This is a genomic window from Oerskovia sp. USHLN155 (assembly GCF_037145535.1).
Lineage (GTDB): Bacteria > Actinomycetota > Actinomycetes > Actinomycetales > Cellulomonadaceae > Oerskovia > Oerskovia rustica.
In genome coordinates this window covers 22,496-35,773 of the sequence record NZ_JBBCXG010000011.1, presented here as the reverse complement: position 1 = coordinate 35,773, position 13,278 = coordinate 22,496, and the positions used below count along the sequence as shown (strand labels likewise).

The window sequence follows — 13,278 nt, the reverse complement described above, 5'->3', positions numbered from 1 at the left end:
TATGCCAGATGATCCTGCGCCCTGACAGCCCGCGAGGTCAACTTGCGACCGAGTCGTTATCTTCGGTCGGTGCCGAGAACGGGGTTGAGGCCGTCAGGTCACGATTGACGACCTCAACCCCGTGGTCGAGGCGGGGCTACGCCGTGTCAGAGCACCAGCGTGCCCGCCGTCGAGACCGTCGGGCCGTCGGCCGGGATCGCGACGCGCTGCACGCCGGACTCGACGTTGCCGGTGTGCAGGAGGTAGGAGCCCGCGCCGAACGCGCCGTCGGCGAGCTGGAGGCGGCCACCCGTGAAGGTGGACCCCACGGCCGACCAGCGATTGATACCTGTGTCTAGCTTCACGTGACCAGTGTCGCCCGACGCGGCCACCGATCGTGCACCGTCCAGGTTCCAGGTGACCGGCTTGTCAGCCTTCGCCCGGCTCAGGAACGTGCCACCCGCGGGCGAGCCCTCGAGCCGCGCCCCGTCGCCGACCCGGACGGTCTGCTCGGTGGTGCCCGCCGCGACGACCGCGACGTTGCGCACCACGCCGCCACGGATCGTCAGGTCTCCCGACGCCGTCACGGTGCCCTTGCCCTCGGCGGCCTCGAGCGTGCACTGGTCCAGGACAACGGGCCCCGAGCCCGCGAACGACGCACCCTCCAGCCCGTTCAAGGTCGTGCGGACCAGGTGCACGGGGGTGGTCACGTTGGCCTGCGTGATCGGCGTCCCCGGCAGGACGTCGAAGCGGGAGCCCTCGATGACGTTGGGGCGCTTCGAGCGGCTCGACGCCTGCGACACGATCAGGGTGTCGTCGGCCTGGCAGCCGCGCAGCTGGACGCCGTCGGCGTTGACCCACAGCATGCCCGAGCCCGCGAGGCCCTCCTTGCGGATGACCTGGACGTCCTCGAGCGTCAGGTCGGTGACCTTGACCCGCGCGACGAACCACGAGCACACGTGCTTGCTGACCGTGATGCGCTTGGCCGACGAGCCCCACGCCGCACCCGAGTTGGCGAACGTCATGAGCCCCGAGTTCCCGACGTACGTCAGGTCGTGCTCGTACTGGCCGTGCGTGACGAACGGCCCCTGGTCGTCGCCGTCGCCGTGGCAGTTCTCCACGAGGCCGTACGCCGAGGCCGTCCAGTCGTTGAGGTGGCGGCAGTTCGAGGTGTGGCAGTCGGACACGTGCCCGTACAGGCAGTAGATCTGCTGCGTCAGGTAGCCCGCGCCGCCCCACGTGATCGAGGCCGGGTTGGCGAGCGAGCAGCGCGTCGTCGTGAAGTGCGTCGACCAGCGGCGCATGACCAGGGGCCAGAACGTCGCCACCCCGTGCACGTTCTCGACGTCGCAGCTGACCGCGTACTCGAACGCGAGCGGGTGCGAGCCCGTGTACTGGTCGCCGCCCGCGACACCCACGAACGACAGGTTGCGCACGTGCACCTGCTGCACGGGCTCGACCTTGGTCCACGTGAGCGTGCGCCCCGCGGCGAGCTCCCAGCCGTTGAGGTAGTTGACGCGCACGTGCGTCGCGTCGACGATCTGCGTGACCTGGACCTGGAGCTGCAGCTCGCGCTCCCACTTGCCCGCGAGCGCGTTGACCTCGAGCGCGTACCACTCGCCCACGGCGTACTTCGAGGAGTCGGCGACCTCGAAGTCGTCGCGCAGCTCGGGCATGACGGCCGTGAGCTTGTTCGTGCGGACGTCGTCGGTGACGGTGCCGCGGAAGAACAGGACGGCCGCGAACGGGTCGTCCTGCCCGGCCTTCTCGATGCCCTCGGTCGTCATGGTGTGCCCGCCGAAGTCGAGCTCGAGGTGCGAGCGCGTGAACCGGTGGCGACGCACGAAGTTGAGGTCGGAGTGCGCCTCGATGCGGCTCACGGTCGGGTCGTTGACGAGCGCGTCGAGCGCGTCGTCGGCCGGGGTGTCCTTCCCGAAGAGCCCGAACCAGCGGAAGTCGGCGGTGCCCGTGTGGAGCGTGTGCCACCTTCCCTTGCCCTGGACGTCCTTCGGCGCCAGCACCGTGCCGCCGTTGGCCGCCGCCTCGCTCTTCGCGTCGTAGCGAACCAGGCGTGCGGCGCCGTCTCCGGGGGTCGCGTGGCCGAGGAGCTGGACGACGGTCCCGTCGTCGATCTTCTTCGCGCGCCAGCCCACGAGCTGGGCGACGGACGCCGCGACCAGGACCTCGTCGTCGGGCTCGTCCTTCTTCAGGGGCAGCACGCCCGACGGCGCAGCGGCAGCGGGCGTGGCGGCTGCGGCCGAGTGCGTGCCCATCAGGGCGCCGGCGGCCACGAGGCCGCCGATCCCGGCGACGCGCAGCAGGTTGCGGCGCGAGGGGGCCTCGACCGTGGGGGCCTGGCGGGGCGAGGTCGGCGTCGTCGCCGGCTCGCCGGGGGTCTGTCCGGACGTGATGAGGTTCGTCATCTGCAGGGGCCTTTCATCAGGGGTTCTTCCGGGTGGGCAGGGGGAGCTCGTGCGGTTCACAGCGCGAGGGAGTCGGTGACGAGGACGTGGTCGCCCTCGGGGAAGCCGGTGCGGTCGACGCCCTGCTCGACGCAGCCGGACTGGAGCACGCGCGTGGTCGGTGCCAGGTCGTACCGGCCGCCGCTGAAGCGCGTGCCGACCGCGGTCAGCGCGTCGGTGCCCGCGAGGGCGACGTGCGCAGTGGTCCCGCTCGCGGCGAGCGTCGCGCCGCGCAGGTCCACCTGGACCGTCCCGGGGCCCGCGGCCCGCGAGACCAGGGCGCCGGCCGTCGTCGTGCCGGAGATCTTCGCCCCGCGGACCGTGAGCCGCTGGTCGCGGACGCCGCTGAGCCGGATGCCCGTGCCGGTGAGGGTCCCGCCGCTGATCGTGACGTCGGCCGACCCGACGAGCGCGGGGGCGGCGGGGGCGGCCTCGTCGGTCGAGCCGACGAACGTGCAGTCGGTGAACGTGACAGGTCCCGCGCCGCGCAGGACCGTGCCGTCGAACCCGGTGAATCCGGTCCGGACGAAGTGGACCGGGTTGGCGACGGGCGTCTGGTGCAGCACGCTGCCGACCGGCAGCGAGAAGTGGCAGTCCTCGATGACGTTGGGCCGCTTCGACAGGCTCGAGCGCTGCGCGACCGCGAAGAACGACGCGGTGCACCCGCGCATCTGCACGCCGTCGGCGTTGACCGTCAGGCTGCCCTGCTGGTCGAACGTCGAGCGCGCGACGACGTGCACGTCCTCCAGGGTCAGGTCCGTGATCTTGGTGCTCACCGTGAACCAGGAGGCCACGTGCCCCTTGACCGTGATGCGCTTGGCGCTGATGCCCCACTGCGCCCCCGAGTTGGCGATGTCCATGAGGCCGCTGTTGCCCTGGAACACGAGGTCGTGCTCGTACTGGCCGTGCGTCGTGAACGGGTTGCCACCCTGGTCGTCGCCGTCACCGTGGCAGTTCTCGACGAGGCAGTAGGCCGAGGCCGTGAGGTCGTTGAGGTGGCGGGCATTGTGCGAGCGGCAGTCCGCTATGCGCCCGTACAGGCAGTAGATCTGCTGCGTGAGGTAGCCCGCACCGCCGTAGAAGACCGTCGGCGGGTTGGCGACCGAGCAGCGCTCGGTCGCGAAGAACGTGTTCCAGCGGCGCATGATGACGGGCCACCACGTCCTGGAGCCGTGCACGTCCGACACGTCGCAGCGCACCGCGAACTCGTAGGCGACCGGGTGCGAGCCGGTGTGCTCGCGGTCGTCGGGCAGCTCGCCGTTGAGCGGGCCGTCGTACGGCCCGGCCCCGATGAAGGTCATGTTCCGTACGTGGACCTGCTCGACGGGCACGACCTTGCGCCACTCGAGCACCCGGCCCGGCGCCAGCTCCCAGCCGTTGCGGTAGTCGACGCGCACGTGCGCCGCGTCGACGACCTCGGTGACCTGCACGAGGCGCTGGAGCTCGCGCTCGTCGCGCCCGCCGCCCGGCCGGGGATCGACCAGCACGGTCCACCAGTCGCCGACCGCGAACGCGGACGAGTCCGCGACCTCGAACACGTCGCGCTGGTCGGGCATGGTCTCGGCGAGCGTGCGCTGCTGGGTCACGTCCGTGACGGTGCCCTGGAAGAACATCACGGCCCCGAACGGGTTGTCGTGCGAGTTGCGCTCGATGCCCTCGGTCGTGATCGTCCGGCCGCCGAAGTCGAGCTCGAGGTGCGAGCGCGTGTAGGTGTGACGGCGCACGAAGTTGAGGTCGGTGTGCGCCTCGATGCGGCTCACGGTCGGGTCGTCGACGAGCGCGTCGAGCGCCTCGTCGGCGCTGCCCGTGGGGGCGTCGGTGCCGAAGATCCCGAACCAGCGGAAGTCGGCCGTGCCCGTGTGGAGGGTGTGCCACCGGCCGGGACCGGCCGCGCCGATGGGGGCCAGCACCGTGCCGCCGTTGGCGGCCGCGGTGCTCTTCGCGTCGAACCGGACGAGGCGTGCGGCGCCGTCGCCGGGGGTCGCGTGGCCGAGGAGCTGGACGACGGTCCCGTCGTCGATCTTCTTCGCGCGCCAGCCCATGAGCTGGGCGACGGACGTCGCGACGGTGAGCTCGTCGTCGGGCTCGCTGTCCTTGCTCAGGCCCAGCGGTGCGGCGAGCGCGGAGGGGGCGAGGCCCGTGGACAGCGCGAACGCGGTCGCGGTCAGCGCGCCCATGCCCGCGACGCGCAGCAGGCTGCGGCGCGAGGGGTCGGTGGGGTCGGGGTCGGGGGAGAGGTCGGGGGCTGTCGCGCTGGCGCGGGCAGTCAGGGGGGTCTTCACGTGGGTCACCCTTCGGACGGGTCGATGAGACGGGTCCGTTCAGGGGTGGCCGACGCGCGGCAACGGGAGTGCGGGTGGAGTCCGGCGGGCCGGGGCTGCGGTGACCGGGGGACGGGGCGAGAGGGACGGTTCAGGCTGGGCGCGGCAGGCCGCGACAGCAGGATGGATGCGCTTCGTTGCGTCCGGATGAACCGGGCATTTCCCGGAGATTAGGCCGGTGCTATAGCAATGTCAAGAGGTTGGTGACGACTCGCCAGGTCCGCCGGGCGCGCCCGGGGAGCCGCGCCGGCGGCCGTCTCACAGGTAGTCGCCGGGCCAGTGGAAGCCCGCCGTGGGGCCGCTCGTCGCGGCGCGCAGGGCATCGATCTCCGCCGTCGAACGCCGGACCGGGCGCAGCATGCCCGTCGCGTCCGACGTCGTCTCGCGACCGCCCGGAGCCAGCAGCGCGTCGGTGAGCACCGCCGCGGCCGGGACACGTGGCAGGCGCACCTCGACGCGGGTCGCCCCGTGCTCGCGGGCCAGCGAACGGACGGCGAGCGCGAGCGCGTCGAGCGCCTCGCGCCGCTCGGGCGCCGTCGCGTCACCAGGCCCGACGGCGAGCTCCCGTACGCGCAGCACCTCGCCCTCGAGCTCCACGACCAGGTAGCCCACGATCGACCCGTCGGGGCGTCGCGCCGTGAGGAGCTCGGCCGCGGAGTACCAGAGGGGGATCCGGCGCTCCCAGTGCTCGACCGTGCGGCGCGTGGTCAGAGGGGCGGCATGGAACGCGTCGTGCAGGGCCGCGAGGTCCTGCCACGGGAGGTCGGTGTCCCAGGCGGGGAAGGTCGTGGGGACAAGGGACTCCGTGCGCGGCGGCCGCTCGTGGCGAGCCACGACCGTGGCACTCGACCGCTCGGGGCGAGCGGCGCCGTCGGGCAGGAGGGGGCCGCGGGTGACGGGGACCTCGAAGGTCTCCCAGCCGCTCGGGCGGTAGACGCCCGGGGTGCCCGTGAACAGCAGCGAGGCGTCCATGCCCGCGGCGTGCATCTGCTCGACCGCCTCGGTGAGCGCGAGGCGGACCAGACCGCGCCCGCGCATGTCCGGCGCCGAGGCGACGTTCGCCACGCCGCCCACGGTGAGCGTGGCGGTCGCCCCGTCGGCGCCCGGGATGCCGACGAGCGTGCGGGGGGTCCAGCAGACCGAGGCGACGACGCGGTCCTCGGCGGGGGTCGGGCCGGGGAGGACCGCGACGACCGTACGGTCGAGCCGGCCGCCGTCGGTCTCGTAGACGGGGACCATGAGGGGCGCGTCGAACGCGGCGGCCCACAGCGCGTACAGCGACGGGACGTCGGCGGGCGTCGCGGTGCGGAAATCCATGGGGCTCCTCGATGAGCGGGTGCGTGTCGGTGCAGGTGGGGCGCGTGCGCAAGGCGCCCGGTAGCTTCGCCTTGACGGTTTGCTATAGCAAGAATAGTCTCGCATCCACGTTCTCGAGTGAACGATGCACGGCAACGAAGCACGTGCGAGGTCGGGCTGGACCTCGCACGAAGTGTCTATCCCTCGACCACCCCCCTCGCTGCCGAACATGTGGCTACGGTCGTGAATCACCCCGATTCCGACGCCCACCGCATGTTCGAGGAGCGCTCTGCGCATGTTCGACGATCGCCGCACCGCCCCTGGGGCGGTGCTCGTCGACCTCGACAACACCCTCGTCGATCGGGCCGGGGCCTTCGCGAAGCGACCGGCGGATCTTCGGCAGCGCTCGCGGTGGCGGGGGTCCCGTTGGTGCCCGGTGCCCCCGGGGTCGGGGCCGCGTGGATGGTCGGCGACCACCCGGTCGCGGACGTCGGTGGGGGCCGGGGTGCGGATCTGCGGACCGGGTGGGTCGCGCACGGCCGGGTCTGGAGCGAGGAGCGGGCGCCGGACGTCGTGCGCGGCTCGACGGTCGAGGTGCTCGACGCGCTCCTCGACGTGTCCCGCGAGGCGCGCCGAGTGTGACGTTCGGGCTGTCAGGACCAGGTTCGTGACGACCCGAACTGCACGCTCGACGCAAGCGACGTCCCGGCACCCACGGCGCCTCCGCCCCGGTCAGACGCCCCCGGCCTCTGCCGCGGGCTCCTCGGCGACGTCACCCTCCTCGGTGTGGCTCTCGAGCCGTGCCGCGGCCTCGCCGATGTGCTCGGCCATGACGGTCCGCGCCCGCTCGGGGTCGCCGCTCGCGATCGCGTCGATGATGAGGTGGTGCGTCTCGGCGTGCGCGACGCGCGCCTCGGGGTCCAGGGCCACGTTCGCGGCGCGCAGGAAGCCTGTGATCCGGGAACGGAGCTGGGACGTGATGGTCATGAGCATGCGGTGGTCGGCGAGCTCCCAGAGCTGCTCGTGGAAGCGTCGGTCGAGCTCGAACACGCGGGCCGAGCTGCCGCGCTCGGCCGCGTCGACCATCTGCTGCACGGTCTTGCGCAGGCGGGCCTCGGTCTTGGCGTCCCACTCGGCCTGCACGCGCACGACGACGAACTGCTCCAGGAGCGTGCGCAGGCTCGAGATCTCCTCGAGGTCGCGGCTCGTGAGCGCGGCGACGCGGGCGCCACGGTGGGGGAGGCGTTCGACGAGCCCTTCCTCGGTGAGGCGGGTGAGGGCCTCGCGCACGGGGATGTGGCTGGTGCCGAGGCGTTCGGCGAGCTTGCGCTCGACGAGGCGCGAGCCGGGCGCGAGGTCGCCGCTGAAGATCGCCTCTCGCAGCTCGACGGTCACGCGGTCGGCGACGTTCAGGTCGGGCACGCTCTTGAGCGCCATGGGTTCTCCGTAGTGTTCTGCGGTCCGATCCGGGAGGTGCCCCGAAGGATAGCGGTCGGCGAACTGGGCCCGGCTCCTCGCCCGCGGTGCGTGCCGGGGGCGAGGTCTGCGCGGGGCGCACCGTTGTGCCACCATCGAGGCGAAGGGCCACCGGACGGCTTGCCCCCTCACTACATGCTATAGCATTCGAGGGTTGACGCACAGGCTCGAGGAGGATCCATGGTGTCCCTGCACGACCGGGTGACGGTGCCCGGTTTCCGCGGACTGGCAGGCGTAGCCCGCCGCGACGTCACGCCGCCCGTGGGCATCCGTGCCCGCAACTGGGGCCCCGCCGACTGGAACGCCTCGCGGGGCACGCACCGCGCGATGACCCTCACCGCGATCGCCCTCGCCGAGGAGCAGGCGCCCGGCTCGGGCGTCTCGCCCGCGCGCCGCACGCCCGACGGCGCCGCTCACCCCGAGCGCACCGGCGCTCCCCGGGGCGAACCGCTGGTCATGATCACCGTGGACGCCACGTGGTGGCGCCGCGTCGACGACGAGCGCAGCGTTCGGGACGCGGTCCTCGCGGGCCTCGGCCTGCCGCCCGAGCGGCTGCTCATCTCGTTGTCCCACACGCACGCGGGCCCGGTGCTGTGCAGCCACGACGCCGACCTCGAGGGCGGCGAGCTCGTCCCTGCCTACCTCGAGCACCTCGCGGCGCAGGCCGTCGACGCCGGACGCGAGGCCGTGGCCTCGGTCGCCCCCGCGACGCTCGAGTGGACGACCGGGTACTGCTCGCTCGCGGCGGACCGCGAGCTGATCCTCGGCGCGGGCGGGTCGCACGGCGAGCCCGTCGACACGCCGTCCGCCAGTTCTGGTGACACGGCGCCCGGCCTGTCCGGCGCCCCGGCGGACGTGACCGAGGACCTCGGGCTCCCCGTGATCGGCTTCAACCCGACGGTTCCGCGGGCCGCCGCCGACGACACGGTCGTGATCGGCCGCCTCAGCCGGGTCGAGCCGGCGGCCCCCGGCAAGCCCCTGCCGACCACGACGCCCCTCGCGACGATCGTCAACTACGCGTGCCACCCCACGACGCTCGCGTGGCAGAACACCCTGGTCTCCCCGGACTACGTGGGCGCGATGCGCGCCCTCGTCGAGGAGGCGACCGGGGCGCCCGTCGCGTTCTTCCAGGGGGCCTCGGGCGAGCTGGCCCCGCGCGAGCAGTACACGGGGGACGTGGCGGTCGCCGACCGGCACGGCACCTCGCTCGGGCACGCGGTCCTCGCGGCGCTCGCCGAGCTGCCGCCCCCCGGCACGGCCCTCGAGCTCACGCACGTCGTGCAGTCCGGCGCGCCGCTGGGCATGTGGGAGCCGCGCCCCGTCGAGGGCTCGCGCGTGCTGCGCGCGGTGAGCGACGCCGTCGTGCTGGACCTGCGGGACCTGCCGACCCTCGCGCAGATGGAGGCCGAGTGGGCCGACATCGACCCGCGCAGCCGCGACGAGCGGCTGCGCCGCGCGCGCAACCTGCGCGACGGCTACGTGACCGGCCCGACCGTCGAGCACCCCACGTGGGTGTGGCAGATCGGGGACGGATTCCTCGTCGCGCACCCGGGCGAGGCGTACTCGCGCTTCCAGCGCACGGTCCGCGAGCACGCGGGCGACCGCCCCGTGGTGGTCGCGAACCTGACCAACGGCCCGGGCTTCGTGTACCTGCCGACCGACCAGGCGTACGTGCGAGGCGCCTACCAGGCGTGGCAGTCGCCGCTCGCGCCCGGCTCGCTCGCACGGCTCGAGCAGCACGCGAACCACCTCGTCGACACCCTGGCGGCGACGACGCCCGCACCAGCGCAGACTTCCACGGAGGACCAGTGAGCACCACGACCACCCCGACCGGCACACCCGCAGGCACCCCGCTCCGCACCGCGATCGTCACGGGCGGCGCGGCGGGCATCGGCCGCCAGATCGCCGAGCGGCTCGCGGCGGACGGCCACCGCGTGGTGTGCGCGGACGTCGTCCAGCACGACCTGCCCGCGCTCGACCTCGCGGCCCTGCCCGCCGAGCCGGGCCTGGTCTGGATGCCCCTCGACGTCACGGACCACGCGGCTGTGGGGGCGGCGTTCGACGCGGTCGCCGCCGCGACGGGCAGCATCGACGTCCTGGTCAACAACGCCGGGATCCAGCGCCACCGCGGCATCGAGGACCTGAGCTGGGACGAGTGGAAGGCCGTGGTCGACGTCAACCTGCACGGCGTCTTCACCTGCCTCCAGGCCGCGGGCCGTCACATGCTCGCCGCGGGCCGTGGCGCGATCGTCAACATCTCCTCGGTCTCGGCGCGCGGCTCCGCGGGTCGGGCCCCGTACTCGACGACCAAGGCGGCCGTGATCGGCCTGACCTCGACGGCTGGGGCCGAGTGGGCCGCGCGCGGGGTGCGGGTCAATGCGGTTGCGCCCGGGTACATCGACACGGGCGTCTTCCGCCAGGGCGTCGCGGCCGGGACGCTCAAGGAGGAGACGATCCTCGCGCGCATCCCCGCGGGCCGCCTCGCCGACGCCTCGGAGATCGCGAACGCCGTGAGCTGGCTCGTGTCCGACCAGTCGCAGTACGTGATCGGCCAGACCCTCTACGTCGACGGCGGGTTCATCGTCGACTACGGCGTCCCGCTCGCGAAGAAGCCGGAATGACGGGCCGAGCCATGAGCCCGGGCGGGATCGCGCGCGTCACCGACGTCCGCACCTCGACGACCGTCGTCGCGCTGCCGCAGCCCCTGCAGCTCGGGGCCATGACGGTCACGCGCCGCGAGTACGTGGGGGTCCAGGTCCGTGCAGTCCTGCCGGACGGCACCGAGATCACGGGCGTCTCCTACGCCCTGACGCGCGAGGCGCCCATGGCGGAGATCGTCGAGCGCCTCGTCGCGCCGCACGTCGTGGGTCGCGACCTCCCGGTCGACGACCCGGCCGCGGGGGTGCGCGCGGCGTGGGACGCCGCGCTGCGCGGGTCGGCGATCGTGGGGCGCGTGGGCCTGGTGCGCCGGGCGATCGGCCTGGTCGACGTCGCGCTGTGGGACGTCGCGGGCAAGGTCGCGGGCGTCCCGGTGTGGCGCCTCCTGGAACCTGCCGTGCCCCCTGTGCCCGTCGTGCCCCCCGTGCCCGACGGCGCCGCTCAGGTCCCGCCGTCGGCCCGCCCTGGTCAGGGGCCGAGCGGGGACCCGGCCGGGCCGGTCGTCCCGGCGCCGCGGCCCGCGATCCTCGTCGCGGCCTACCCGACCCCCGGTCGCACGGCGCGCGCCGTCGCCGACGAGGTGCTCGACCGTGCCCGCGAGGGCTGGTCGCTGCTCAAGATCTCGCGGTCTCCCGACCGCGACCTCATGCGCGACCTGCTCGCGATCCTGCGCGCCGAGCTTCCCGGGGTGACGGGCCGCGAGAGCGAGCCCGGTCGCAGCGGTCTCGTCGTGGACGTGGGCTTCGGCTGGCGCGACGCGGACGAGGCGCTCGCGGACCTCGACGCGTGGGGGATCGGCGCTCCGGCACCGGCCGGGGAGCCGCCCGCGCTCGCGTGGCTCGAGGACCCCGTGCTGCCCGAGGACGCCGCCGGCGCCGCGCGCATCCGCGAGGCCACGGGGCTGCCGCTCGCGATCGGCGACGAGGTCACGGACCCCGAGGTCCTCGCGCGGCTCGATGCGCTCGGAGCGCTCGACGTGGCGCGCGTGGACGTGGTCGGGATCGGCGGCATCACCGCGGCCGAACCCCTGGTCCGGTCCTGGCAGGACGCGGGGCTCGTGACGTCGAGCCACGTGTACCCCGAGGTCAGCGTGCACCTGGGTGGCGCCGCGGGGATCGGGGTCGAGACCTTCGAGCGGTCGCCGCAGGGCAACCCCTACGACCCGGCGCCGCTGCTCGTCGAGGGCGGTCCCGAGTTCTCGTCCGGCACGGCGCTGCCGCCCGAGGCCCCCGGTCTGGGCTTCGCCCTCTCGCCGTCGTACTTCTCGTTCGAGTCCGACCCCTCGCTGCCGAGCATGGGGTTGGCGTCCGAAACGGGCCCCGGAACGACGCCAACCGCATGCTCGACCGACGACAACCGCATGCTCGACGACCAGGAGGACCGATGACCGACCCGACCGGCACGCCCAGGGCGGGCTCCGCCGTCGGGCACGACGACGAGCGAGGACCGGTGTCCGCCCAGAACCCGACCGGACAAGCCCCCGTGCCAGGACCAGCCGCGACCCGCAGCGTCGTGGTGACCGGGAGCGGCAAGGGCATAGGCCGGGCGATCGCGGCGCGGCTGACCGCGGACGGGTGGACCGTCGTCGGGCTCGAACGGAGCGCAGGCTCGGGGACCGTCGAGGAGGGCGTCTGTGCTGCCGTGGTGCTCGCCGACTCGCGCGACCGGGAGTCGCACCGCGAGGCCGCACGCGTCGCCCGGGGCCTCGCGCCGCTCGCGGGCTGGGTCAACAACGCGGGCATCACCCGGACCACGCCGCTGCACGCGCTCGGCGACCCCGCGCGCGCCGAGGAGATCGAGCGCACGGCGCGCGACGTCGTCGAGATCAACGGCCTGGGCTACCTCTGGGGGGCCGCCGCCGCGGTCGAGGCGTTCACCGACCAGGCGAGCGGCGGGTCGATCGTCAACGTCGGGTCGATCCACGGGCGGTCCTCGTTCGTCGACCACGCGGCCTACGAGCTGACCAAGGGCGGGATCGACGCGCTCGCACGCAGCGTCGCCGTCACGTACGGGCGGTACGGCATCCGGGCCAACACGGTCGCACCGGGCGGGGTGCGCACGCCGCACCTCGACGCACAGATCGCGAACGCCGTCGACCCCGAGGCGGAGGAGCGCGGGCTCGCCGAGGGCCCGCCGCTCGGACGCATCGCCGAGTCGGCCGAGATCGCGGCCGTGGTCGCGTTCCTGCTCTCGGACGAGTCCTCGTACGTGTCGGGCCAGTCGATCGCGGCCGACGGCGCGTGGACCGCGTCGTTCGGGACACTGCCGCACGACGCCGGGCTCGACGCGCGGTACGGGCTCGACTGACGGGCGTCCCGGCCGCTGCAGCCGGGCGCCCTAGCGGTCGAGGACAGCCCGGCCCAGGTGGCGTCGCGCCCGGTGCAGCCGCGACTTGACCGTGCCCTCGGGAAGCTCGAGGAACGCGGCCGCGTCGCGCGTCGTGACGTCGTGAAGGATGCAGAGGTCGGCCACCTCGCGCAGCGCGGAGGGAAGGGCCGCGATCTCGCGGCGGGCACGGCCCGCGAGGATCGACGCGAGCACGCTCGCCTCGGCACCGTCCGCCGACGGCGCGGCCCGACCGTGCACCTGCGCGACGCGGGCGATCAGCCAGCGGTGCCGCCGAGCGGCTCGCTGCTCGTTCGAGCAGAGGTTGGCCGCGGTCGCGAGGAGCCACGGGAGCACCGAGTCGTGGACGACCATCTCCCGCCGACGGCGCCACGCCGCCAGGAACACGCCCGAGGTCAGGTCCTCGCACCGCCCCGTGACGTCGTCGTGCAGCCCGCCCGACGTCAGCAGCGCACGGCACAGGCCGTGGACGCGCCGCGAGTAGCGCCGGTAGACGACCGCGAACGCCTGCTCGTCACCCTCCTGGACCCGGCTCCACAGGTCCACCTCGGCCACGGACCCCTCGTCGAACACCGACGACTGCTCACGCATCACTGCCCCCTGGTGCTACCCGCCTGCGGGTACCGCTCCGCCCCTGCCCGCACGGTGGCACCCCTCCGACCATCGTCACCTGCGGGCCCCGCGCAGGCGAGAGGAAGCGGCCCCAGGCGGCGTCCGTGCCCGGGGCCTGGTCCCTCGAT

General features: G+C 73.7%; 10 protein-coding genes. 5 read left to right on the top strand and 5 right to left on the bottom strand.

Annotated features, from left to right (window positions below; all coding sequences use genetic code 11):
• Positions 1-146 precede the first annotated feature (146 nt).
• The 3 genes from WFH32_RS15970 to WFH32_RS15960 all read right to left on the bottom strand — a co-directional run bounded on the left by WFH32_RS15970 (position 147) and on the right by WFH32_RS15960 (position 6,079).
• Positions 147-2,402, bottom strand: coding sequence for a peptidase C14 (locus WFH32_RS15970; protein ID WP_336708301.1), 2,256 nt, complete (start codon positions 2,400-2,402; stop codon positions 147-149).
• 56 nt (positions 2,403-2,458) lie between these two features.
• A complete protein-coding gene (locus tag WFH32_RS15965; protein WP_336708300.1) occupies positions 2,459-4,723 on the bottom strand; it encodes a peptidase C14 in 2,265 nt (754 codons plus the stop codon).
• Between the two features lie 297 nt (positions 4,724-5,020).
• Positions 5,021-6,079 (bottom strand): GNAT family N-acetyltransferase, encoded by a 1,059-nt coding sequence (locus tag WFH32_RS15960; protein ID WP_336708298.1) that lies wholly within the window; start codon positions 6,077-6,079, stop codon positions 5,021-5,023.
• Positions 6,080-6,487: 408 nt separating this feature from the next.
• Here WFH32_RS15960 and WFH32_RS15955 point away from each other — a divergent pair, with 408 nt between their 5' ends.
• Complete coding sequence (locus tag WFH32_RS15955; protein ID WP_336708296.1) at positions 6,488-6,700, top strand: HAD hydrolase-like protein; 213 nt, start codon at positions 6,488-6,490, stop codon at positions 6,698-6,700.
• A 90-nt stretch (positions 6,701-6,790) separates the two neighbouring features.
• Here WFH32_RS15955 and WFH32_RS15950 read toward each other — a convergent pair whose 3' ends face one another.
• Positions 6,791-7,495, bottom strand: a complete 705-nt coding sequence (locus WFH32_RS15950; protein WP_336708294.1) for a GntR family transcriptional regulator — start codon at positions 7,493-7,495, stop codon at positions 6,791-6,793.
• Positions 7,496-7,714: 219 nt separating this feature from the next.
• Here WFH32_RS15950 and WFH32_RS15945 point away from each other — a divergent pair, with 219 nt between their 5' ends.
• The 4 genes from WFH32_RS15945 to WFH32_RS15930 are packed head-to-tail and all read left to right on the top strand — an operon-like array spanning position 7,715 to position 12,499.
• A complete protein-coding gene (locus tag WFH32_RS15945) occupies positions 7,715-9,346 on the top strand; it encodes a hypothetical protein (RefSeq protein WP_336708292.1) in 1,632 nt (543 codons plus the stop codon).
• Positions 9,343-10,155, top strand: coding sequence for an SDR family NAD(P)-dependent oxidoreductase (locus WFH32_RS15940; protein ID WP_336708291.1), 813 nt, complete (start codon positions 9,343-9,345; stop codon positions 10,153-10,155). Before WFH32_RS15945 ends, WFH32_RS15940 begins: the two co-directional genes overlap by 4 nt.
• Positions 10,152-11,579, top strand: a complete 1,428-nt coding sequence (locus WFH32_RS15935) for an enolase C-terminal domain-like protein (RefSeq protein WP_336708290.1) — start codon at positions 10,152-10,154, stop codon at positions 11,577-11,579. The genes WFH32_RS15940 and WFH32_RS15935 overlap by 4 nt, the downstream gene beginning before the upstream one ends.
• Positions 11,576-12,499, top strand: coding sequence for an SDR family NAD(P)-dependent oxidoreductase (locus tag WFH32_RS15930; RefSeq protein ID WP_336708289.1), 924 nt, complete (start codon positions 11,576-11,578; stop codon positions 12,497-12,499). Before WFH32_RS15935 ends, WFH32_RS15930 begins: the two co-directional genes overlap by 4 nt.
• Before the next feature lie 30 nt (positions 12,500-12,529).
• Here the strand turns inward: WFH32_RS15930 and WFH32_RS15925 are convergent, their stop codons facing one another.
• Entirely contained in the window at positions 12,530-13,129 is a 600-nt protein-coding gene (locus WFH32_RS15925; RefSeq protein WP_336708288.1) for an RNA polymerase sigma factor, read from the bottom strand.
• Positions 13,130-13,278: the final 149 nt, after the last annotated feature.